Genomic DNA, 25,236 nt, shown 5'->3' on the forward strand with positions numbered 1-25,236 from the left:
ACATTTTTATTCATTCCACCATACTGGCACATTGATACTATTGTTATCGGTTGCTGCTGCTGCAACACTGTAATTTTCAAAATTTAAAGCTTCTTCTTCCGCAGGATAAGGCATTCTCACTGGAATGATATCATTATTTAAACTCGCGGAAATGGTTCTTAATTCAGGGAAACCTGTTCTTCTGTATTCTATCCAACCTTCATAGCCATTAATAACATTCGCAATCCATTTTTGAGTTAAAATTTGCTCAATAGGATTAGACCCAAAAGCATTGTAAGCCGCAGGTCCATTTAAATAATTGGAAGGTAATTCTGTGTTCCAATATTCAAAAGCCAAAGTCACTCCGTTGTTATATAACGTTTGGGCATCTGCAGAAATTATGTTTTTGGCAGCCGCTTCTGCTAAAGCAAATTGCACTTCCCAAGCGGTAATAAAATTAGCATCTAAAGTGGATGTGTCTTCTCTAAAAGCTGTGCTTGCTAATGAATAATCGGCTAAGGCAATAGACGTGGAAGACGCATCAATTCCATTTAATAATCCGTTGTATTCATTTGCGGTTGAATTTGAAAACGGACGAAATAAACTAGAAATTCTAGTGTCGTTTAGATTTATTAAGATATCTTCCATAGTTTCAGATAGCACAAAGTTGTTGAAATCGCCAATTCGTAATTGTGCTAATCTAAAGCTATTTGGGTCTGTATTGGTAAAGTTGAATATGGCATTCTCACTATTTGAAGTGATATAATTGCCTTCATCATACAGGGTTTGAAGTTCATTTGAAACATTAATTTTATCTGAAATACGCAGCAAATGTTTAATCTTTAAAGCATTTGCAAATTTTACCCAAGCATCTAAGTCGCCATTAAATAAAATATCGCCTTCTAGCGGAATAGCATCCGAATAGGCTTCAATGGCTGCAATACCTTTATCTAAATTATCTAAAATGCCGTTATCGTTGAGGTAAATATCTTCCTGTAAATCATAGGCTGGTGTTACGGTACCTTCAACACCATTAAAGGCTTCAAAATAAGGTACATCACCAAATAAATCGGTTAAACCAGCTGCCATATAGGCTTTTAAAATTAGCGCAGGACCTTCATAAACCGCAAACGTCTCTATATTTTGCGCTTGTTTTAAAATAATTTCATTATCTCTTAAATTGGTATAAAATATAGGCCAAGGATTACCACCTAATTGTGGCGATTTTAAAGCATGTCTATCAAATAAATTAAAATCTAAAGCGGTTCTGTGTTGTGCTAATAAGTCGCCAGCCACAAAACCTTCGTAACTCATGTTTTCTCCAAAATCGTAAATCACTTGTCTCAGTAACAAACTCGGTTGTACCGAACTTGGCGAGTTAGGATTGGTATTGATATCTTCAAAATCTTTGGTGCAGCTTGTTGTAAAAATTAAGCTTAAAATTGAAATGGTATATATAATTTTTTTCATTAAAAATTCTATTTTCATTCCCTTAAAAAAGAGAATCTTCTTGTTTAATTCGCTATTCATAATACTTAGAAATTAAATCCGGCTTTAAAACCAATACTTCGGGTTGTGGCATAACTCATGTCTTCTACACCACTTACAAATCCGTTGCCTTGTACGGCTAATTGTTCTGGGTCAAAATGCGGATTTTCAGTAAGGGCAAATAAATTATTTCCAACTAAAGAAAGCTTTAAATCTGCACCTTTTTTTAAGCCTAAAAAGCCATCCTTTAAATTAAAAGTGTATCCAATGGCGCATTGACGCAATTTTAAAAATGACGCATCGTAAACATTATTTTCTTCATGGTTTCTATCGTAAAATTGTCTGTAATAACTTTCTGCTGTAATGGCAACCGTATTTGCAGCACCAGTATTAATATTAACACCTTGCGCCACAATGCCATCTTCTGGTCTGTAACGAGTTTCGGCTAATTGTCCACCAACATTTCCCAAGGCGCGCGTTCTAGAGACAATTTCGCCACCTTGTCGCCAATCGAATAAAAAGCTTAAGTTCCAATTTTTATAGTTGAAATTATTGCGCCATCCTAATGTGAAATCTGGATTGTAATTTCCTAGTTTTTTCAAATTGTCATCAGCAATGTAGTTCCCGTTATCATCAATTAAAAACTGACCGTTTTCATTTTTCTGATAGCCTGTTCCGTAGAAATCGCCAACACGTCCGCCTTCTTCAACTTGAAACCAAACGGTTTGGTTAGAACTATCATAAATTCTACTGTATGCGAGTGTTAATCGTCCATCAGCTTGTGGTAAATCTTTAATAACGGAACGGTTAGTGGCAAAATTAAAAGTAGTGTTCCAATTAAAATTATCCGTTTGTATTGGTGTAATGCCTAAAATGATTTCTACACCTTGTGTGTTTACGTTTCCACCATTGACCACTTGTTGGCTGTAACCAGAAGAAATAGCTACAGGTAACGAAATAATTTGGTCTTCGGTATTGGCATTGTAATACGTAAAATCTAATCGTAATTTATTATCTAAAAAACGTAAATCTGTGCCAAACTCATACGATGTGGTACGTTCTGGTTTTAAATTAGAATTAGGGATGAAATCTTGGTTACTAAACGTTGGCTCGCTATTGTAAGGCGTTTGTGATACAAAAACGCCAGAAGTTTGGTAAGCACTGGTATCATTTCCTACTTGGGCAACACTCGCTCTTAATTTTACAAATGAAAATATACTTGGTAACTCCGTAACATTAGATAGAATAAAACTCGACGATACAGAAGGGTAAAAGAACGATGTGCCATCTACCGAAAATGGTGTTGCTAAAGCACTAGACCAATCATTTCTTCCTGTAATATCTAAAAACAGAAAATCTTTATATCCGAACTTTGTAATGCCATAAATTGAATTGATGCGTTTTTTACTTTCAAATTGAAATGTCTCAATGGGCGAAGCTGCATTATTGAGATTATAGATTCCAGGTTGTGCCAAACTCACGGTTTGCGATTGATTTGTGGTTGCGGTTTGGTTGAGTCTATTGCCACCTAAAAACACATCCACAGAAAAGTCATTAAATTGATTTTTATAGTTAATTAAAACATCAGTATTCACTTCTCTAAACATCACATCATGCTCTGCATAAGCGCCATTGCTAAAACGATTGCTACTGTAAGCACGTCTTAATTGACGTTTTTCTGTACTGTAATCCATGCCTGTTCTTAAGGAAATACTTAAGTTTTTGGCTAATTCTTGTGTGATAGAAATGTTACCAAATATGCGGTCGCGATTAAATGAATTGGTGTTTTCATTCAAGATAAAATACGGATTATCAAAAAAGGTATAATTAAAAGAATATTGTTGTGTGCCTTCTAAACCGGGTTGCCAATAGTCTTTTAAACTTTCAATATTTAAAGAGCGTGGTCCCCAGGCCACAAGCGAATAATTGGCATTTTCACTACCATAACCATTAGAAGGTCTGTTGTCGCTACTAGAATTTATATAACTAAAAGACGCATTAATTTCAGTCTTTTCACTTGGATTAAAATTTAATTTTGCCGCAATGGTTTGTCTGTCTAAATTAACACCAGGAATTATAGATTCACTTCTTAAATCTGTAAACGATAAGCGGTAATTTCCGGTGTCAAATCCATTAGATACAGAAATATTATTAATAGTTGTGGTTCCTGTTTGATAGAAATCTTTTAAGTTATCTGGATTAGAAACAAAAGGTGTCGCAGTAATTTCTAAACCGTTGTAAAGTGCAGTATCGCCACCTCTTACAATAGAACCGTTTGCTAATTGCACAGGACTATCAAATTGCGGAATGAGCAAACCAGTATCTAAACGTGGTCCCCAAGAATAGGTAATATTATCGTTGATGCCACCGCCAAGACCATCAACATATTCAAACTGACCAGAATTTCCCTGGCCATAAGAATTTTGAAAATCTGGTAATCTAAAGGCCGAATCCACAAATAATGACGAGTTAATACTAATGCCTAAACCTCTTTGGTTGCTGCCATTTTTGGTGTCTATAACAATAACACCATTTGAGGCTCTTGTACCATACAAAGCTGCGGCACTTGGGCCTTTTAAAACGGTAACAGACGCAATATCATCTGGATTGACTTCCATGCCACCATTACCGAAATCAATTTCTTGAAATCCAGCAGCAGCTTCATTAGTGAAATTAAAAACCGTTTCGTTATTAATAGGTACACCATCTACTACAAATAAAGGATTGTTATTAGAAAAAGACGCTTCGCCTCTAATGGTAATTTTAGACGATGACCCAACACCTGTTGCGCCTTGTGTAACGGTAACACCAGCCAATTTACCTTGTAGATTGTCTAAAAAATTGATGGTTTTTACCTCATTTAAACTTTTTGAGGAAATCGCTTGTACAGCATAACCCAATTCTTTGGTGTCGCGTTCTAAGCCTAAAGCTGTAATTACCACTTCATCTAAAGCTGCAGAATCTTCTTCTAAAGCAATATTAATTAAGGTTTGGTCGCCAACCACAATAGTTTGAGATTTAAAACCTAAAAACGAAAATGTAAGTGTATCTGCGTTAGATGAAACCACAATACTGTAGGTGCCATCATCATTGGTTGTTGTGCCGAGACCTGTGTTTGATGTAATGTTTACAAACGGTAAAGGTGTTGCAGAAACCGCATCTGTGACGGTTCCGGTAATTGTAATTTGAGCATTACTGAAAAAGCATAAGCATAGCAGTAAGCCTGTGTAAAAGTGCTTCATATTAGGACCACAAAACGTGGCGATTTTTTGAGATGTTTTGGTTTGAATGAAAAAATCGTGGGAATTAGAGGAATTTAAATTCCCGTTTTAAATATGAAGTAATATTGGCGAGCCTTTATTATGGTGCTTTTTGAAAATGGTTTTATCATGAAAAACAGCCCTAAAACTTGACCAAATTTGAATGGTATAGCGAAGTTTTAAGAGAAGCTTTTTAATCTTAATAGCTAAAGGTTTGAAAAGTTCTAAGATGATTTCAAAATCGGAAGCATCATCGATATCAGATAAGGTTTCAAGATAACTTGTTTTTATCTGTTGCTGTTGTAATTCAGTATTTAAACAATGACGAAGCTGTTTGGTTTGCCAAGGTAAATTCTGAATTTTAGTGGTATTAAAATGCGTTTTCTTGAAACCCATTAAATAAAAACCGCCATCCGTAGAAGGTCCTAAAACGACATCGGAATGATTGAGTTGGTCCTTTGCCTTTAATATATGATTGGCTGTAAGATGAGGAATATCATTACCAAGCATAATAACTTGGTTGAAACCTTTGTTGAAAATGGTAGTGATAGCATTTGTAAAACGCTCGCCAAAGGTGTTTCCGGTTTGTTCTTTTTCAGAATAATGAAAAAAAGGTAAACCTGTTTTTTTTACCGTTTTAACCGTTTCCGTATTAAGCAATTCAAAAAAATCAGCAGAAGCAACTGACGAAGACATCAATTCTTTTTCTGCAGAATTTGCAAAGATTAATATGGCGGTTTTTTTATTCATATGTCATTCCTGCGAAGGCAGGAATCTATATTTGTTTAAGCAACAACACCTTGGCAGCTGCTTCCTGCGCCAGCTGTACAACCGTAACAGTGTTGTGAAATGACGATGTTACGTCCTTCTAATAACTCTTCATTAAATTCTGAAATATGTTTAGACTTACTATTTACAGGCAATTCTAACATTTGGTTAAAATCGCAATCAAACAAATAACCATCCCAACTGATAGAAATGGTATTGGTACACATTACATTCGCTACAGCAGCAGGATTATAGGCTTCTACCAGTGAATACATATAGTCTTCGTAGTTTTCTGAAGCAATTAGGAAATCTAAAAATCGAGCAATTGGTAAATTAGTAATGGCAAATAAATTGTGAAATTCAATACCAAAATCTTCCATCAAAGCTTTTTTGAAATCTTTTTCCATAGCCGATTGGTCTCCTGGTAAAAATGCACCAGAAGGGTTGTATACTAAGTCGAGACGTAAATCACTGCCTGGCATGCCGTAACCAACCGCATTTAATTCTTGTAAGGCTTTAATGGATTTGTCAAAAACACCATCACCTCGTTGTTTGTCCGTTTTTCCACGCGTCCAGTGTGGCATAGAACTTACCACATGTACATTGTGTTTTTTGAAGAACTCCGGTAAATCGTAATATTTTTTATTGGCTCTAATGATGGTAAGATTAGAGCGTACAATGAAATCTTTAATGCCGGCTTTGGCAGCTTCCTCAACAAACCATCTAAAATCTGGATTCATTTCTGGTGCGCCACCTGTTAAGTCTAGTGTGTGTGCTCCTGTATTTTTTATCACCTCAAGACATTGCTTCATGGTCTCTCTGGTCATAATTTCTTTCCGGTCTGGCCCAGCATCTACGTGGCAATGGTCGCAAACTTGGTTGCACATGTAGCCAACATTGATTTGTAGAATCTCTAGCTTTTTGGCTTTTAAGGGAAATTGATTTGTTTCAGAAATCTTAGCTTTAAACGTTGGTAATTCTCCATTCTTAAAAATACCGTTTGATAAAATTTCTAACTGTTTATTACTTTGTGCTAAATCGCTTCCTTGCTTTTTTAGGGATTTTGTTGCTGTCGCCATTAATCTGTTTCGGGTTTTGTATGCTTGCTAATTAATCGAGTACTGGATTTTCCCTTTTTGGGAAATTAAAAGGGGCTTTTTTATCCGTCTAATTTATTTACTTTATTCATCATTTGTACACCATGGACTAAGGTTGCTCCACTTTTAATAGCAGCACCAACATGTATGGCTTCCATCATTTCTTCTTTTGTTACACCTCTTTGAAGCGAATCTTTTGTGTACGCATCAATGCAATAAGGACATTGTTCTGTATGTGCTACAGCTAAAGCAATCAATGATTTTTCGCGAGCAGTAAGTGCGCCTTCTTCAAAAACTTTTCCGTAATAGTCAAAGAATTTGTTTCCTAGTTCTTCACTCCATTCTGTGATTTTTCCAAATTTGCGTAAATCCGCAGCGTCGTAATATGGTTTAGACATAATATGTTTTTTAAGATTTGAATCAAAAATTGTTTTGTCGAAATGATTTCAAAGACATAACAAAATTTGAAATTAATTTTATCGATTAGTATTTTATTAGTTGTGGTAAGGAATATTCAGTGATTTGAATCACATCATTTTTTCTGACCGTTTTATCTAAAAAGTAAAAAATGTCATCTAAATCATTAATGTTTACTGAGGCGACCTCATGAGCGCCTCCTTTTACAATATTGAAATAATATGGTGTTTCTAAGTCTTCTAGTTTTTTTACGATGGTATTTGGACCATCTAACATCATATAACCAGCTTTGTTGGGTTGGCAATTGTGATGTGATGCTGTGCCAAATGGTACAGTAGTATCGTTTGTACCATGAAAAAGTACAGTAGGTATAGCATTAGAAGTTGTAATGTTTTCAGTATTTAAAATGGCGCCAGAAAAAGAAATCGCTGCAGCATATTTAATGGAATCGTATTCCGTATCCTTAGACAAGAAAAATCGTTTCATAAAAACAGTATGTAGAATAATTTCTGCACCTGCACTGCTTCCTGCTGCAACTATTTTGCTAGTATCTACGTGTAGTGTTTTACTATTATCATATATAAATTGGGTGGCATCTAAAAAATCGAGAACACCTTGGTTAAAGGTAAAGAGTTTATCTTCTTTAGGGCATTTACAGCCAAAACCAGTTTTAGTGCCTTTTCTTAATAACCGATAAGAAATAGAAATGCCAATGTAGTTTTTTGAAGTGGCAAAATTAGCAATGTTTTTCTCGTCTGTACCAGCACGACTTCCACCAGAAAATCCGCCACCATGCATCCAAACTATAACAGGTAAACTGTCTGTGTCTTTTATGTTGTCTGGTGTATAGACATCCATTTTAAGGGTGTCTATTCCTTTAACGGCATACGTGTAGGTTTTTATGTTTTGAGCAGAACTGAAGAAAAAGGATAAAATAAAAATGACTATGAATAGGTGTTTCATAAAATCAAATTTAAGCTAAAAAAACCTAAAATCTTGAACAATTTATTATGTACTTAATAGAAAGGTTAAACTGAACAATTGATTAGGGAATAAGATCTATCAGTTTAATTATCTAAGATAAATTCATCAAACAAGAGTTGCTCTCGTTGCTTATCTTTTGGCATTTCTATTAATTGTAAATCGCTCATACCACGCGGAGAATAGAAATAAGTTTTATAAATGGGTTTGTGTTTTATAAAGATATAAAGTTCTCCAAACTCGTCATCAGAATATATACCGACCCAAAATTTAAAAAGGATTAGAATTGAACTTATCATCAATACTAATCCTAATTTTTTATTCAATTTAGATGTCTTCAAATTAATATTCGGTTTTATCTATTTTTTTTGTCCATTCATTAAATGGTTCTAATGCAATATCTCTAGCTAATTGCACAAATGGAATGCTTCTTTTTTCGTAAGGTAATGGAATTTCTTTATAAATAAATTCATCATCAAAGCCAATATTTGCAGCATCTACTTGGTTGCTTCCATAATATACTTTGTCTGGTCTCGCCCAATAAATAGCACCTAAACACATTGGGCAAGGTTCGCAAGAGGTGTAAATTTCGCAGCCCTCTAATTGAAAAGAATCTAGATTTTTACAAGCATCTCTAATGGCTGTAACCTCAGCATGTGCTGTTGGATCGTTAGTAGAAGTTACTTTATTATTTCCGCGTCCTACAATTTTTCCATCTTTAACAACAACGCAACCAAATGGTCCACCTTCATTGTTATTCATTCCTTTTAAAGCCGCATCTACAGCTTCTTTCATAAATTGTTCGTTCTCTGTCATAAATACTTTTGTATTAAATATATGTAGAGGGCAAAGATAGTAAGGTATTTATTAAAGTAGGATTTTTGAAGGTAATAGCGTTAAAACGGATAGCCTATAGCGAAGTTAAGGACGGAATCATCAACTCTAAAATCCCATCGTTCTCCTTCTTCTAAAGACGGATCGTGGAAAGGCGCAGCTAAGTCAAATCTTATAACAAAGCCTTGCACGTCAACCCTTAGTCCAAAACCTGCTCCCATTCCTAATTCATTTATAAAATTAGAAGAGAATTTATCTTCACCATTATACGATGTATTTGCTTTTGAGTTCCATACATTTCCGGCATCAGCAAAAATAGCACCTTTAAAAAAAGAAAATATAGGGAACCGGTATTCTACATTAGCTTCTAATCTAATATTTCCTGTTTGGTCAAAGTAAGAACCATCGCTATCTGGATAGTCGTCTTCATTGTAGGCTCCTGGTCCTAGAGATCTACTTTTAAAAGCACGAACGCTGTATGGTCCACCAGCAAAATATTGTTTAACAAATGGTATAACTTCAGAATTACCGTAAGCCAATCCGTAACCTGCAAACAAACGCGTTGCAATAGTTTGTTCTCTATTTTTACCAAAATTAAGATGAAATCTAGCATCTACATCGGCTTTAGCGTACTGCGCATATTCTAAACCCAAAAATGTTTTTGAGTCTTCTGTAGAAGATTCTTTTCCGAATAGACTTACAGAGTTTCCGGCAATATCAATATTAGTGTTTAGGTAAAATTGATTAGGGTCATTTTTATCCACCATTTCGTTGTATGTGAATGAAAACGTTAAGCCTGAGATAAATTGTTGGTCAAAACTGAGTTCTAAATATGGGTTTTCGTCTAATATATCTTGAAATTCTTCTGTAGTATTAGAGAGACTTGTATAGTTGATGGAAATAGGATTAACAGAATAGGTAATATAACGATTGGCATCCCAAACATAACCAAAAGTAGCACTACCAGAAAGTAAAGTATAAAGTTCACTTCTGTTGAGGTAACTGGCACTTAAGCTTGTTTTTGTTTTAGGAATTGAATATTCAAAAAAGTCATCATTAATATTAAAAGGAGCGATAACTCTTGGGAAGATAAGTTCTGTTTTTAGTCCTAATTCTAAACTGCTTAAACCTGCGTCGTCACCACTGCCAAATTGGGTTTCGTAGCCAAGGGTTAGGCTTGTGTTAAGTGTTTCTCCTCCTTTAAATAGATTTCTATTACTATGGGTTAATGCTAAGTTTGGACCAGTTAAATTGTTAGATTTTGTTACCGCTTGTAACTCTGCTCTAATGGAGCGTTTATTTAAAGGCGATAGGTAGATGTTTGCTTGTAAGGCTCCTGTGCTATCCGTAAACATGGAGTCTATTTCTTTATATTGAATGTTTACATATTTATACGCACCTATGGTGGAGAGACGTCTGGCTGTATTTTTTGACGTTTTTGGATTGTATAAATCGCCTTCCTGTAACGTAATGAATTTATCTAAGTGTTTTAATTTAAAAAAAACAGAATCTTGAATATAGTTTTTATTGTTGTAACGCTCATAATTTGTTGTTAAAGAGTCTTTTAATTCGTAATCTGGAAATACGTTTACTTGCTTTATTAGGTAAGGAACTGTTGCTTTTTTAGGTACCTCATTTTTAATTTTTAAAAATAAATCGAAACGTTTATTGTTGTATTGATTGGTGTCTGCTTCAAAAATGAAAAATTCTGGATTAAGATTATAATAACCTTTGTTTTTTAATTCAGTATCAATTCGCTGACGTTCTAATTTTAAGTGACTTAAATTAAAACGCATGTCTTTTTTTAACGGTGTTTTATAAGTGACCTTTTTTACAGCTTCATAAATTGGCGATGGCATAGAATCTATCTGTAGCTTTTCCATTCTGTAAGGTTCTGGCACGTTAAGAACGTATTTTACTGAGGCTTCAATTTCGGTTTCTTCAAACGATGAAGATGTACTACTATAGAAAAAACCATTATTTTCTAATCTATTACGGAGAATATCTTCAATTTCAAAAGTTGTAACGTCAGATTGATAAACAGGTTTTTCTCCTAATTGTCTATAAAGCCAACGGTTTAAAAAGCCAGGTTTTTCTTTTTGATTTTTGTAATAGAAATATAATCCTGGTCGCATCCCTAAAAATTTAGAATTAGGTTCTGGTCGTAATACGGTTTTTAATTCTGTTTTAAGTTCTTCAACTTTTTTAACTGTTGAATCTGCTTCAATTTTTACAGTTGCGCCTGTATATAATCTTTCACCTTCTGGAATATATTTTTTTATACTACATGAGTATACAAATATCCCAAAGCTTATAGCGATTAAAATAGATTTAAGTTTTAAGTTCAATTTTAGTTCTTTTTCTTGTCAATGCTTTTGTCTGTGCTTTCTTCTTTATTTTCTAGTTCTTGTTTTGCTGCTTTTTTTTCAGCTTCATGTTTTTTGTTTTTTTTAGATTGGGAGCGTAATATGGCATCCCAAAGTTCACTAAATTGGTTAAATTCTTGTGTAAATATTAATGCAATGCCGCTGGTAATGGTTTGTCCGTCAATAATATTTTCAAATTCATTTCGTCTAAAGCCTTTAAGTCTATAGCGTCCATCTTCAGATAAAATATATTCTAAGCTAACATTGCCAATAATTGGTGTTTCTTCTCCAGTTGTACTACTACCTTCAATATCTACCTCACTACCTACACTTGCTATTAAGCGGTCATTAAATAATTTCTTTTTTGCAGCAATATCTAGTTGTGTGCGTTCTGTTGGTGAATCTCCTTGATAATCTGTGTAGCTGTCTAATCCAAAATTAAGTTCAATACCTGTTTTACCTAGTACTTTGTCTGAAAATGTGTTGAGTTGGTCAGAAACAGCATCATTTAAATTATCTCTAGCAATAGTTGCAAAACCACCAGAACTACCATCACTGCCAGAGTCTGGATAAAATCTATTTAGTACTAATAGAGAAAATACTTGTCGGTTAAGCTCGCCTTCTTGTGAATTAACGGCTTGTACACGTGTATAAACCTGTCCGCTAATAGCACCTTGGTCTTCTTCTGGCATATCTAATTGAAATGAAATTTCGGGCTTAAGTAATTCGCCATCAATATTAAGATAGACATAAAACGGAAGTACTTGACGATACTTAGTTTTTACCGAAGAATCTGACCCTGAAATTTGAGAAGCCATTAAAGAATAGGCAGAGGTTTCTATATTATAAATAGCACTTACATCTAATTTGGCATCAAAAGGGTCGCCAGACCAAATGACTTGGCTACCAGGTGCAATTAAGAATTTTCTATTCACTAAATTGTATAAGTTTAACTCGTAGTGACCATCTGAAATTTCATAAACTCCTGACAGATTTATACGACCATTTGGAGACATGGTAAAATCTAAATCACCTTCACCAACCACTTTAAAATTATCTCCTGTTTCTTCATCTATAACAATTGTGGCACTTGCTGATTTTCCGATTTTTATAAAGGTTTTTATATCAAAACCTTTAATTGTAACCGTTTGTTCTTCGGTTTGAGTTATAATAGCATCTGGATTTTCTCGATTTACAAAAGTTACCACACCATCGCGTTCTTCAACATTAGCATAAGTTGCAGGCATAACATACGTGACGTCTGTATCTGAGCCAACTGTTAATTTAGCATCTAATTTAGGTATTTGTAAATCTCCAGTTAATTTAGCATTAGCATTAAAAGTAGCTTTACCATAGAATGATGAGTTATCTTCTTTGGTTGCATTTATCACTTGAAAATTTTCTGCTTTTACTGTAAGATTAAATGTAGGATTAATAAGGTTTTCTGTGCCAACTTTTCCTGAGAGAACTAAAGCATTACTATTTTGGTCACGTACAGTAAAATTCTCCATTGAGAGGCCATCGTTGTTAATATTTAGCTTTTCATTTTTTAAAGTAAATTTAGTATTCAGCTTTGTAACGTTAACTGTTGCATTTTTAAAATTTAAAGCACCATTATACTGAGGGTTCGCTGTATCACCAGAGATTTTAAAAGCACCAGAGAAACTGCCTTCAGAATCTTTAACTTCTCCTAAAGTTAAGGTGTTAAGCGCTTTCATTTTAAATGCATTAATATCTAAATTAAGATTTAAGATGGCGCTATCATTTATTGTGGTGTAATCGCCAACCAAATCAAAATCAATATCACCACCTTTTAAGCCAACGTTAATAGCATAGTTGTTTAATCCTAGTGAGTTGCCGTTAATACTTAAGGTGCCAAAATCTGTTTTTAAAACATTAAGTTGAGCAATACTTAAATCTGCAACAATACCTGTATTACCAAAAGGGTCTTCTAAAACAAAGTCTCCATTTAAATCACCTGTGGCTAGTTTTGCTTCGGGATTTAAATAGTTAAATATTTCACTGATTTTAAAATTTCTGAAATCGATGGCAATGTGAGATTTAGAAATATTAGGTAATTTATCTGTAAGTTCTATAGACTGATTGTTTTTAGTGATTTTAAAATCTGCAAAGGCTAAGTTTTTATTGGTTAGGATAACTTGGTTAGTTGCTGGTATTATCCATTTTTTCTTGTTGAGAATTAAACTGTCTGGATTTACTGTAAATTTTAAACGCTCTCTGTTGCCTGTGATTTTTGTGTTTACATTTAAGAGTTTTTCATTATCGTTATAACCTAAGAGATTTAAAAACAGTTCGTTATTAGTTTGGTTTCCGGTAATAAGGGTTTTAGGAACATCTAGAGGTCCTGCCGTTATATTTTTAAAGCCTAGATTAAATTTAAAATTGTCCTTGTCGGTATGCATTGAAAAGGCTAAACTATCTAATTGATTGTTGCTATAATTAAGTTGAGGTACTGCTATGTTTGCATTTAGTTTTCTGGCTTTCTCATTAAAATCTACAGAAATATCAATAGTGTCTATATCTTTTACATTCACAAAAAATACATCTTTTAGCATAGGCGATTGTGAAATTTTGCCTTCTAATTTTAGATTCACATAGTTGCTAATGGTATCTGACACTTTTACGTCTCTGTAAAAATAGCTAGATATATGGCGTTGCAAAGCGGTACTAAATGTTTGCGGATTGCTATTAGATTTTAAATCTAAATCTACCATTTTGTTGTGTATAGTAACTGAAGTTGTGTCTGCAGTAACATGAGCTTTAGTCTTTAATTGTCCCATTAAGTAGGTTCTGTTATCATATACAACTACAGCATCATCTACAGTGGCATTTAGGTTGTATGCAGTTTCATTTCCTTTAAAGTCTGCATTTATAGTCATCGCAGTTTTAACGTCGCGTTGCATTAAACCAAGTGCTTGTAGATTAGCTCCAATCAGATTAAGTTTAACAGTTGCTGCGGTAGCTATAGAATCTAAATCTATATATGCATTTAACTCTGTATTTAAGTTGTTGTCCTTATAAGTAGAGTTTATAGTTCCAGCACCATTAACCAAAGTTCCATTAAGATCAAAGTCTTTAATATTGTAATTATTAAATTGAAATTTTGAAATTGTAGCCTCTAAAGTAGCATCTAATGTACTTAATGTTTTACCATGTCCTTTAGAGTTAATTTTTAAACTAAGTGCTCCAAATTGCGGATTATTCATTAGTTCGTTGACTTTAAAATCTTCAACCATTATGGACGTATTGTAAGCAATAGTAGTTGTGTTTTTAAAAGAACCATCTATAGTTGCAATACCTTGCGTTGTTGTAAGTTTTGCATTTGCAGAAATATCTTTGGTGTTTCCATTAATGGCTGCAAGAAGTTCTACATCTTTTGGTAGGTTAATACCCAAATCTTTTTCGCTTAGAAACAGAATTAAATCAGAACGTGTGGATACGGCTGAAAATTGAGGAATGCTGAATTGAATAGCATCAGGATTAGAAATGTTTTCAACGATTCCGTTGACGTTTATTTTTGTTGAATTTCCCCAATTTACTTCAGCATTTTTTAAATTTATTGAAGCTAAAGTTCCTGAGGAATTAATATGTCCTGTAAATTCTTTTGTACCTAATATTTCTAAGTACGGATTACTTTTTAAACGGGGTTGAAATCTTAATAGTTCGGATAATGAAAAATGGAAAGAAGGTACATTTAAGGCAACTTTAGTTGTTTCCGGTGTGTCCATTAAATCTGCAAGTGACTTGTAGTCTAAATGTGCATAACCAGTAATAGAATTGTTATTCAGTTGAAAATTTAAGTCATTAAGACGTGTGTTTTGCTCAGTAATCTTTAAGTTAACGGCTAGTTGATTTAGATTTAATCCAGAAATTTCATTAAAATTAAATTGTTCTAAGTTGAGTTTAACCTCTTTATTTTGTAGCGAGATATCTTTTGCTTTTAGCGACACGTTAGATAATGCAATAGCATTAGGGTTAAACACACCAGTCTTTGGTTTATTATTACCAACGATATAATCTATTTTATTATTTTCAAGATGTATTTCGGCTACTTTTAATTTTATTTCGGGCCAAATAAATGTATTGCTGTTAACACTAGTTGAATCGTTTTTTGTGTTTGCTGCTTTTTTTGAAACATCCTTAGTTGTTATACTAATTTTAGATTTTTTTAAAGAAATAGTTTTAAGGTTGAAATCATTTGTCTCTAGATTTAACGACGGAATTTCAGTTGAAAATTCTGAAATATCCACGTCTGCAATAACGCCATCGGGTTGAGATTCGTAATAAGCATTAACATTATTAAACTCTATATTTTTAAAAGCTAATTTTGGTAAAGGAGATTCTGAAGCAGAGTTGTGAGTTGCTACATGATTTTGAATAAACTGAATATTGGCATTTGCGAGTTCTATATTTGAAGCATCAAAAACCATGTTTTCAACATTTGTGGTTTCCATATTAACATTGAGCCGTCCTATTTTAAACTTTGAATCTATACCTGTAACAGCATCATTATAAGTAACATTAAAATTGCTAAAGTTTAAATTACCAATAATTAGATTTATTGGAGAAGAAGTACTATCTGTTGCAACAGCTGTTGTGTCTGATGATTCAAAAGCATCTATAAGAAATTGAAAATTATAGCCTTCAATAGTATCTTTTCTAATAATATTAGCGCGTAGACCGTCCCAATTGAGGGCGTCCACACCTACACTTTTGCCATTAATTATAGCCCAAAGCGGAATGTTTGCTTCAACTGATTTAGAGTAAACTAAAGTGTCTCCTTTTTTATCTTCGAGATATAAACCATCTAGCTGTAGGTCACCATCAAACGTGATAAATAATTTTTCTATGGCAACCTTTGTGTGTGTTTTGTCAGAGATGTATTTAACCGCTTTGGTAACAATAATGTTTTGTCCCCATGGACTTCTTACAAAAAGAATAAACAAAAATAAAAACACTATTAAACCTAATAGTACTCTTAAAAATCTGCGTAGCCAACGTGATTTTTGTTTTTTCGTCGTATTTGGTTCTATATTGTTGTTATTATCCAAGTTACAAAATTAAGTAAGTAAATTTAGGGTATTTACTCTTATCAATATAGATGTTAATCCGTTTGCCTTTTAATTACGCGTTGTGTTTTAAATTAATAAACCTGAAAGGTCATTGTTTTATAAACTTTTCAGGTTTTAATTCAATTATTTATGTTTTGAGCGCTTATGCTACAACTTTTTCTTTTAGTAAGTGAGTTTTTGATTCTGTTTTAAATATTGGTTTTAAAAATCGTTCTAATTGGTCAAATTCAATTAGAAAAGCATCGTGTCCATGAATGGATTTAATTTCATGAATATTAACATTGTCTTTAATGCTTTTTAAATCTACATACGCATTCCAGTTTTCTTCCGCTTTAAAGAACAAATCGGAATTGATAGTTATGATATGTATATCTGAAGAAATAGTAGCTGCGGTTTCTATAAAATCTTTTTTGCCACCAGAGATGTCAATTGTTTTTAATATCTGATTCATCATTTTATATGCAGATAAATTAAAACGTTTGTTTAAATTATCACCATGATAGTTAAGCCAAGATTCTACATTGTAAAGTGAGTCACTTCTTTTTGTTCTTGCAAATTTTTGAGCGAGAGATTCTGGCGTACGATACAAAGTCATGGCATGCATTCTAGAATCGGCTAGAGGTGCTTTAGAGTTGTTAAGAATAGAATCTTGTATGTGACAGTTAGCAATAATCCAATCGGTAGATTTAAAATCAGTAGCAATTGGGATTAAGTGCTTAATAAGATTAGGTTTGAGCACTGCTAACTCCCAAGCTAATCCACCGCCAACTGAGCCGCCTACAACAGCAAATAGTTGTTTTATTTTTAATTGTTCTAAAGCTAATGTAAATAATCTAGCCACATCATTTGCGGTGAAGTCTTTGTAAGCTTCTATTAAGTTTTTAAGATTATTATCATAGCCATTTCCAGGAATGTTGAAAGCTAAAATGGTATAAGTTTTTGTGTCTATACATTTGTTTTCTCCTATTAAATCATTCCACCAACCTTCTTTTCCTATTACATTAGAATTTCCGGTTAAAGCATGGTTTACTAATACAATTGGTGCACTATGTAATGTTTTACCAAATGTTTGATAAGACAAATTTATGGCGTGAGTCTTACCAGAATTGGTAATAAAATTTTGAATCTTTATGTATTGTAGGTTTTTCATCTATCTATCTGCAAAAGCAGAAACATTTTTTAAATATAAATTATTAAAACAGATGTCATCATGGCAACGACATCTGTTTTTAAAACAACTTAAAATACAATTTTAGTTTTGCACTGTTTTATGTTTTGCTACAATGGTAAAAGCTTCTTTTAAATCCGCTTTTAGATCTTCAATATTTTCAATACCTACAGATAAACGTATTAAATCTTTTGTTACACCAGTAGCTTCTTGTGCTTCATCAGATAGTTGTTGGTGCGTAGTACTTGCAGGATGGATAATTAAAGATTTTGTATCACCAATATTAGCTAATAAAGAAAAGATTTTAGTTTTGTCGGCTATTGTTTTTGCTGCCTCGTAGCCACCATCAGCACCAAAGGTTACTATGCCACTTTGCCCTTTAGGTAAGTATTTGTTAGCTAATTTTTTGTATTTACTAGATTCTAAACCAGGATAATTAACCCATTTAACTTCTGGCTGTTCTTGTAGCCATTTTGCTAATGCTAATGCATTTTCACTGTGCTTTTTAATTCTAAGTTCTAGAGTCTCTAAACCTTGTATAATTTGAAAAGCATTAAACGGGCTCAATGCACCACCATAATCCCGTAAACCTTCAATTCTAATTTTAGCAATAAAGGCTGCTGCACCAATAACTTCGCTATAAACTAAACCGTGATAGCCAGCAGATGGTTCTGTAAATTCTGGGAATTTGCCGTTGGTCCATTCAAAAGTACCAGCATCAATAATTACTCCTCCAAGCGATGTTCCGTTACCATTAATATATTTTGTTAACGAGTGGATTACAATGTTTGCGCCAAATTCTATTGGGTTTAATAGTGATGGTGTTGCTACTGTATTATCTACAATTAAAGGTACTTTAAATTCTTGTGCAGCCTTAGAAATGCCTTCAATATCTAAAACATCTAGTTTAGGATTTCCTAAAGATTCAATAAAAAATGCTCTTGTATTTTCTTTAGCTGCTTTTGCAAAATTTTCTGGGTCAGAAGGATCTACAAAAGTTGTTGTAATACCATGTCTAGGTAAAGTTACACTTAGTAAATTATAAGTGCCACCATACAAACTACTAGATGCAACAATGTGGTCTCCAGCGCGTAAAAGTGTAAGTAGTGTTGTAGAAATAGCTGCCGTCCCAGATGCAGTGGCAACGGCTGCAATTCCGCCTTCTAAGGCTGCTAGTCGTTGTTCTAAAATATCAGTTGTAGGGTTGTTTAATCTTGTGTAAATAAATCCTGGAACTGATAAATTAAATTTTCCGGCTGCATCATCTGAATCATTAAATACATAAGAAGAAGTTTGATAAATAGGAACCGCTCTTGTTCCGCCTGTTTGGTTAGTGTCGTGTCCTGCGTGTAACGCTTGTGTTGCAAATTTTTGTGTACTCATTTTTCTAAATTTTTTGAATTAAAATAAATTAAACCAAAAGCCAAATAAACTTCATTTTGAAGCGTACTTAATAGAAAAATGTTATAAAGAAAATGCTAATTACAAATGAGTAATTAGGCTTTAGTTATCTATCCGGATTTGCAAAAAATGACTTGCAAATTCAAGTAGAATTTAGCACCTTCTTAGTAAGTCTAAGGGTTGCTAAGGCTTCATTGGGTCTTTCCCTCCACCTTTCTTGATAACATTTCAGTAAGTGTATTGAACTTTGTGAGTACAAATATTGCAACACAAAAGTTACAATTCCAAATTATTTGGTGTTTTTATTTGTTTTTTATGATTTTCTAAACATTAGGGAGCATATTTTGTTAAATATTTTGTCTTTATTATCTCACTAACAGGTTTGTTTTCAATTTTACTTTCTAACCAAGAAATAATATCTAAATATAAAAAGGCTCTACGCTCAAAAGGGTGGTCTTCAAATGCCACTAAAGTTTTATGTAATTCTTTAAAGGCATTTTTTAAATCGTGAGGATAAATATCTTGTAAGCCTCTAATAAATTTTATCATTTCCTTTTGCACCTCATGCAGTTCGTTCATTTTTATTAAGAACTTGTAGGTGCTTCTTAGAAGGGTTTCTAAGTGATAATCTAAACCAGCTTCGTAATGTGCTACTAAATTTAACACTCTAGAGAAGCATAATAAATCTTCTCTCATAGATAAGGTTTTATTAGAGATAATTTTATCTAAATGCTTTATACTGGCTTTATTGTTTCCTGCACCAAACTCTAAACTTGCAAATTTATAATAGAATACCAGTTTATGGTGAGGGTCTATTTTATCTTCAAAATGAACAAGTTCTTTTTCAATAACAGGAATTAAATCTAAACCTTCTTCAAAACTGCCATCTATAAAGTATTGATTGATGTTGTGAAAATTAGAATACAAAAAAATTAAAGTTGAAACATTTTCATCTTTTGCAAATTTGGGACTGTTAACTGTGGCTTTAAAATGTTCTAATTTTTTAATAAATTTTGGTTTATTTCGAACGAAAAAAATAGATTCTAGTAAGTAATTGTTGCCTTTTAAAAAAAATACAGGATTAAGATTAATCATGCTTGGGTTTTGGTAAAATAAATCCACCCATTTTGAAGCGTACTTGTAACAATTTAAAAAATCTTGCATTAAAAAACTGTACCATAAATGGGCTTTGTAGAGCCAAAGTTTTTCTCTAAAACCTAGGTTTTTATTTTTAATAACAGGTAATCGTTTGTTAAAATAATTTATTAAAACTGTAGCTTCTTTTTCATTTCTTACATAGCCTGTTTTAAGAATTATACTATAAAGTTGAAGTGATAAATTAGAAAGTTTACTCGCAATAACATTGAGGGCACTGAGCTCTTTAGCTTGTATAGCTAGTTCATCTGCTCTTGTACTTATACTTCTTGTTATGTATTGTGATTCTATAACTTTTTCTAGTTCAACAATCTCAAAAGCTGAGTTTTTTTCTTCGTTTACTATAGCCAATTCCTTGGCTTTATCTAAAATTTTTAAACTCTGTTTGTATAAACCTTTGTGGTATAATATTGAAGCAAAATCTAACTGTTCTCTAATTTGTAAACGTATATTTTGATGTGAAGGATTTAGCTTAAGACTAATTAAAATTTGTTTATATAAATGGGCTTTAACATTAGCTAATTGCGCTTTTTTTACAATGCCACTTTTTAAAATTGATGCTTCGTTATAAGCTTTAGATTTATCTAAAAGATTAAATAGTTTTAAAAATTTTGAGTCAGAATTTACACCTAGTCGTCCTACATAAAGCTTAAACTGTCTTTTTTCAGACTTTGTTAAAGATTTTACAAGTGAGAATAGATTATCTTTTTGGTCTTTAGTTATCAATAGATTATTGGCTTATAATTCTGTTATTCAGTAACTTAATGATGTAATTTAATTTTGAACATCGTAAAATTAACGTTTCAATCTTCAATTTAATAAAATTCAAAATATAAATTCGTAAGACAATACTATAAATATATTTTGATATATGTCAAATAACAATATACAAATCTTTGATACAACACTTAGAGATGGAGAACAGGTTCCTGGTTGTAAACTCAATACTGAACAAAAGGTCATTATTGCAGAGCAATTGGATCAACTAGGTGTAGATGTCATTGAAGCAGGTTTTCCCGTCTCGAGTCCTGGAGATTTTAAATCGGTTGAAGAAATTTCTAAAATTGTAAAAAACGCAACCGTTTGTGGACTAACACGATCCGTACAAAACGACATTAAAGTTGCGGCTGAAGCATTAAAATATGCTAAAAAGCCAAGGATTCACACCGGAATCGGAACTTCAGATTCTCATATCATTCATAAATTTAAAACAACACAAGAAGATATTTTAGAGCGTGCTTTTGCTGCTGTAAAATATGCAAAGTCTTTTGTTGAAGATGTTGAATTTTATGCTGAAGATGCTGGTAGAACTGATAATGAGTATTTAGCAAGAGTTTGTGAAGCCGCTATTAAAGCTGGTGCAACTGTGTTAAATATTCCAGATACTACAGGGTATTGTTTGCCAAGCGAATATGGTGCTAAAATAAAGTACCTTAAAGAAAATGTAAAAGGTATAGAAAAAGCTATTCTATCTTGTCATTGTCATAACGATTTAGGTTTAGCAACAGCTAATTCTATTGAAGGTGTTATTAATGGTGCTAGGCAAATTGAATGTACAATTAATGGAATAGGTGAGCGAGCAGGTAATACTGCTTTAGAAGAGGTGGTAATGGTGCTAAAACAGCACCCATACCTTAAATTAGATACAAATATTAATACCTCTATGCTTTACGGAATGAGCCAATTGGTTAGTGATAGTATGGGTATATATACACAACCTAATAAGGCAATTGTGGGTTCTAATGCATTTGCTCATAGTTCTGGAATTCATCAAGATGGAGTAATTAAAAATAGAGAAACCTACGAAATAATTGATCCTAAGGATGTTGGTGTTACAGAATCTGCAATTGTATTAACAGCAAGAAGTGGAAGAGCCGCCTTAGCCTACAGAGCTAAAAATGTTGGTTATGAATTAACGAAACTGCAGCTAGATGAAGTTTATGCAGATTTTTTAAATTATGCAGATAAGAAAAAGGAAGTCAATGATGGTGATATTCATCAAATTATTGAAAAAAGTAAAGTGTATCAACAAATAATTTCAGCTTAGAATGTCAAAGAAAACACTTTTCGATAAAGTTTGGGATGCACATGTCGTCAGTACAATAGAAAATGGTCCTCAAATACTATATATAGATAAGCATTTAATACACGAAGTAACAAGTCCACAAGCTTTCAATGAATTGGAAAATCGTGGAATTCCTGTATTTAGGCCTAATCAAATTGTTGCAACAGCGGATCATAACACACCAACTTTAAATCAAGATCAACCAGTTAGAGATGCTCTTTCTAGACAACAATTAGAGCAGCTTTCAGTTAACTGTAAAAAAAACAATATTACATTATACGAGTTAGGACATAAGTATAATGGAATTGTCCATGTTATGGCTCCGGAGTTAGGAGTGACGCAACCAGGCATGACCATGGTCTGTGGAGATAGTCACACATCAACACATGGTGCCTTTGGTACTATTGCTTTTGGAATTGGGACAAGCCAAGTCGCACAAGTCTTTGCGAGTCAATGCTTGTTGCTTACCAAGCCAAAAAGCTTAAGGGTTACCGTAAATGGCAAATTAAAGAATGGCGTCTTACCAAAAGATGTCATTCTTTATATTATTTCAAAATTAGGAACCAATTCTGGAACAGGTTATTTCTGTGAATATGCCGGAAATGTGTTTGAAGAAATGAGTATGGAAGGTCGTATGACCGTATGTAACATGAGTATTGAAATGGGAGCACGAGGAGGTATGATTGCACCAGATGAAACTACGTTTCAGTACGTAAAAGGGCGTAAATTTGCACCAAAAGGTGAAGATTTTGAAAAGAAAGTTGCTTACTGGAAAACCTTACCTACAGATGAAGGTGCTACTTTTGATATGGAATATAATTTTGATGCAGAAGATATTGAGCCAATGATAACTTATGGAACAAATCCAGGAATGGGCATTAAGATTTCTGAAAATATTCCCGTAGATGAAAATGCATCATTTAAAAAGTCTTTATCTTACATGGACTTTGAAGCTGGTGAAAGTCTTATTAATAAACCAATTAATTATGTGTTTATTGGTAGTTGTACAAATTCTAGAATAGAAGATTTTAGAGTGGCAGCACAATATATTAAAGGAAAGAAAAAAGCAGATAATGTAACGGCTTGGTTAGTGCCAGGAAGTAAACAGGTAGAAGCTCAGATTATAGAAGAAGGTTTAAAAACAGTATTTGAAGATGCTGGTTTTGAGTTGCGACAACCCGGTTGTTCGGCTTGTTTAGCTATGAATGATGATAAAATTCCTCAAGGAGAATATTGTGTATCTACCTCAAATAGAAATTTTGAAGGAAGACAAGGGCAAGGTTCTAGAACCATTTTAGCAAGCCCTTTAGTAGCAGCAGCAACTGCCGTAGAAGGTAAAATTATTGATATTTCAAAACAATTAAATTAATGGAAAAGTTTACAACATTGCAGTCTAAAGCCATTCCATTAAATATAGAGAATGTAGATACGGATCAAATAATTCCAGCACGTTTTTTAAAGGCCACAGACAGAAAAGGATTTGGAGATAACGTTTTTAGAGATTGGAGATATCATAAAGACGGAACTGTTAATGAAGATTTTATTTTAAATGATTCAAAATATTCTGGTAGTATTTTAGTAGCTGGCGATAACTTTGGTTGTGGTTCTAGTAGAGAACATGCTGCTTGGGCCATTACGGATTATGGATTTAAAGTTGTGGTTTCAAGTTTTTTTGCAGATATTTTTAAAGGAAATGCCTTAAATAATGGTCTATTACCAGTGCAAGTATCAGAACAGTTTTTAAGTGACTTATTTCAACAAATTGAGTCCAATCCAGAGACGGAATTAACTGTAGATTTGGAAGCTCAAACTATTTCAATTAAGGCTTCAGGTTTATCTGAAGCTTTTAAAATTGATGCCTATAAAAAAACATGCTTAATTAATGGATATGATGATATTGATTATTTATTAAGTAAAAAAGCAGAAATAGAAGCTTTTGAAAAACAAAGTATGTAAATTAGTATCTCATAACATATAGTAAGGAAAATGATTAAGATTTCCGATATTTCGGATTTTAAAATATAAGTTTTAATGAATTTAAATATAGCAGTATTACCAGGAGATGGTATTGGTCCAGAGGTAACAAAACAAGCCGTTAAGGCATTGACAGCGATTGCCTCCGAGTATAATCACAATTTTAAATTTACAGTTGCAGATGTTGGTGCAATAGCCATAGATAAACATGGTGATGCTTTACCAGATGAAACCTTAGAATTATGTAAAAATACAGATGCTATTTTATTTGGTGCTATCGGAGACCCTAAGTACGATAATGACCCTTCTGCTAAAGTTAGGCCAGAACAAGGCTTGCTTAAGCTTAGAAAAGAAATGGGATTGTTTGCTAATATTAGACCAGTAAAGGCATACCAAACTTTATTAGATAAATCACCGTTAAAAAAACATATCATTGAAGGTACAGATATTAGTATCTATAGAGAATTAACTGGAGGTATTTATTTTGGCGAAAAACAATTGTCAGAAGATGGTAATACTGCCTCGGATTTATGTACTTATTCACGCGAAGAAATTGAACGTATTGCGCGCTTAGCCTTTGTTGCAGCTCAGAATAGAGACCATAGATTAACCTTAGTGGATAAAGCTAATGTTTTAGAGTCGTCAAGACTTTGGAGAAAAGTTGTAAAAGAACTGGCAGAGGAATATCCAGATGTAAAATTAGATTTTCTATTTGTAGATAATGCAGCTATGCAAATGATATTAAACCCAAAACAGTTTGATGTTATATTAACAGAGAATATGTTTGGCGATATAATTAGTGATGAAGCTAGTGTTATTGGCGGTTCAATAGGTTTGTTAGCGTCAGCATCAGTTGGTGATAAATATGCTATGTTTGAGCCAATTCATGGTTCTTATCCGCAAGCAGCAAATAAAGGTATTGCAAATCCAATAGCTTCCATATTGTCTGCAGCAATGTTACTTAGTCATTTTGGTTTACATAATGAAGCCGAATTAATTAGATTAGCTGTAGAAAAATCATTAAAATTAAATATTACAACACCAGATATCAATGCCGAAAATGATACAGTAACCACAACTAATGTTGGAGATTTTATTGAAGACTTTATCTTTAATCCAAAAGATACCAATCTAAATTTTAAAAATATCCACCTTGGTCAATCTACAATAATATAAACAATATAAATATA

At 33.1% G+C, this 25,236-nt stretch carries 17 protein-coding genes and 1 riboswitch; of the genes, 4 read left to right on the plus strand and 13 right to left on the minus strand.

The window, feature by feature from the left end; all coding sequences use genetic code 11:
• Window positions 1–6: 6 nt before the first annotated feature.
• The 13 genes from GN138_RS10075 to GN138_RS10135 form a co-directional block, all read right to left on the minus strand.
• Window positions 7–1,449, minus strand: coding sequence for a SusD/RagB family nutrient-binding outer membrane lipoprotein (locus tag GN138_RS10075; protein ID WP_157363694.1), 1,443 nt, complete (start codon window positions 1,447–1,449; stop codon window positions 7–9).
• Window positions 1,450–1,514: 65 nt separating this feature from the next.
• Window positions 1,515–4,709: a SusC/RagA family TonB-linked outer membrane protein gene (locus GN138_RS10080; protein WP_157363696.1), complete on the minus strand. Its 3,195-nt coding sequence runs from the start codon at window positions 4,707–4,709 to the stop codon at window positions 1,515–1,517.
• Between the two features lie 87 nt (window positions 4,710–4,796).
• Complete coding sequence (locus tag GN138_RS10085) at window positions 4,797–5,477, minus strand: TIGR04282 family arsenosugar biosynthesis glycosyltransferase (RefSeq protein WP_157363698.1); 681 nt, start codon at window positions 5,475–5,477, stop codon at window positions 4,797–4,799.
• Between the two features lie 35 nt (window positions 5,478–5,512).
• Complete coding sequence (arsS, locus tag GN138_RS10090; RefSeq protein WP_157363700.1) at window positions 5,513–6,574, minus strand: arsenosugar biosynthesis radical SAM (seleno)protein ArsS; 1,062 nt, start codon at window positions 6,572–6,574, stop codon at window positions 5,513–5,515.
• Between the two features lie 80 nt (window positions 6,575–6,654).
• Window positions 6,655–6,990, minus strand: coding sequence for an arsenosugar biosynthesis-associated peroxidase-like protein (locus GN138_RS10095; RefSeq protein WP_092445017.1), 336 nt, complete (start codon window positions 6,988–6,990; stop codon window positions 6,655–6,657).
• An 85-nt stretch (window positions 6,991–7,075) separates the two neighbouring features.
• A complete protein-coding gene (locus GN138_RS10100) occupies window positions 7,076–7,972 on the minus strand; it encodes an alpha/beta hydrolase (RefSeq protein ID WP_157363702.1) in 897 nt (298 codons plus the stop codon).
• A gap of 104 nt (window positions 7,973–8,076) precedes the next feature.
• Window positions 8,077–8,289: a hypothetical protein gene (locus GN138_RS10105; RefSeq protein ID WP_157363705.1), complete on the minus strand. Its 213-nt coding sequence runs from the start codon at window positions 8,287–8,289 to the stop codon at window positions 8,077–8,079.
• A gap of 43 nt (window positions 8,290–8,332) precedes the next feature.
• Entirely contained in the window at window positions 8,333–8,806 is a 474-nt protein-coding gene (locus GN138_RS10110; RefSeq protein WP_157363706.1) for a nucleoside deaminase, read from the minus strand.
• Between the two features lie 80 nt (window positions 8,807–8,886).
• Window positions 8,887–11,172, minus strand: coding sequence for a translocation and assembly module lipoprotein TamL (gene tamL, locus GN138_RS10115; protein WP_157363708.1), 2,286 nt, complete (start codon window positions 11,170–11,172; stop codon window positions 8,887–8,889).
• Between the two features lie 2 nt (window positions 11,173–11,174).
• Window positions 11,175–16,262: a translocation/assembly module TamB domain-containing protein gene (locus GN138_RS10120; protein WP_231743061.1), complete on the minus strand. Its 5,088-nt coding sequence runs from the start codon at window positions 16,260–16,262 to the stop codon at window positions 11,175–11,177.
• 163 nt (window positions 16,263–16,425) lie between these two features.
• Window positions 16,426–17,433: an alpha/beta fold hydrolase gene (locus GN138_RS10125; protein WP_157363710.1), complete on the minus strand. Its 1,008-nt coding sequence runs from the start codon at window positions 17,431–17,433 to the stop codon at window positions 16,426–16,428.
• Window positions 17,434–17,535: 102 nt separating this feature from the next.
• The gene (locus GN138_RS10130; protein ID WP_157363712.1) at window positions 17,536–18,834 is read right to left on the minus strand and encodes an O-acetylhomoserine aminocarboxypropyltransferase/cysteine synthase family protein; all 1,299 of its coding nucleotides are present in this window, start codon (window positions 18,832–18,834) and stop codon (window positions 17,536–17,538) included.
• A gap of 121 nt (window positions 18,835–18,955) precedes the next feature.
• Window positions 18,956–19,079: riboswitch (SAM riboswitch) on the minus strand.
• 103 nt (window positions 19,080–19,182) lie between these two features.
• Window positions 19,183–20,730, minus strand: coding sequence for a hypothetical protein (locus tag GN138_RS10135; protein WP_317162739.1), 1,548 nt, complete (start codon window positions 20,728–20,730; stop codon window positions 19,183–19,185).
• Between the two features lie 148 nt (window positions 20,731–20,878).
• Here GN138_RS10135 and GN138_RS10140 point away from each other — a divergent pair, with 148 nt between their 5' ends.
• The 4 genes from GN138_RS10140 to leuB all read left to right on the plus strand — a co-directional run bounded on the left by GN138_RS10140 (window position 20,879) and on the right by leuB (window position 25,222).
• On the plus strand, window positions 20,879–22,054 hold the full coding sequence (locus tag GN138_RS10140) for a 2-isopropylmalate synthase (protein ID WP_157363716.1): 1,176 nt from the start codon (window positions 20,879–20,881) through the stop codon (window positions 22,052–22,054).
• 1 nt (window position 22,055) lies between these two features.
• Complete coding sequence (gene leuC / locus GN138_RS10145) at window positions 22,056–23,441, plus strand: 3-isopropylmalate dehydratase large subunit (RefSeq protein ID WP_157363718.1); 1,386 nt, start codon at window positions 22,056–22,058, stop codon at window positions 23,439–23,441.
• A complete protein-coding gene (gene leuD, locus GN138_RS10150) occupies window positions 23,441–24,028 on the plus strand; it encodes a 3-isopropylmalate dehydratase small subunit (RefSeq protein ID WP_157363720.1) in 588 nt (195 codons plus the stop codon). The genes leuC and leuD overlap by 1 nt, the downstream gene beginning before the upstream one ends.
• A gap of 75 nt (window positions 24,029–24,103) precedes the next feature.
• Entirely contained in the window at window positions 24,104–25,222 is a 1,119-nt protein-coding gene (gene leuB, locus GN138_RS10155) for a 3-isopropylmalate dehydrogenase (RefSeq protein WP_157363722.1), read from the plus strand.
• Window positions 25,223–25,236: the final 14 nt, after the last annotated feature.

It is taken from the genome of Winogradskyella endarachnes, assembly GCF_009741275.1.
Classification (GTDB): domain Bacteria; phylum Bacteroidota; class Bacteroidia; order Flavobacteriales; family Flavobacteriaceae; genus Winogradskyella; species Winogradskyella endarachnes.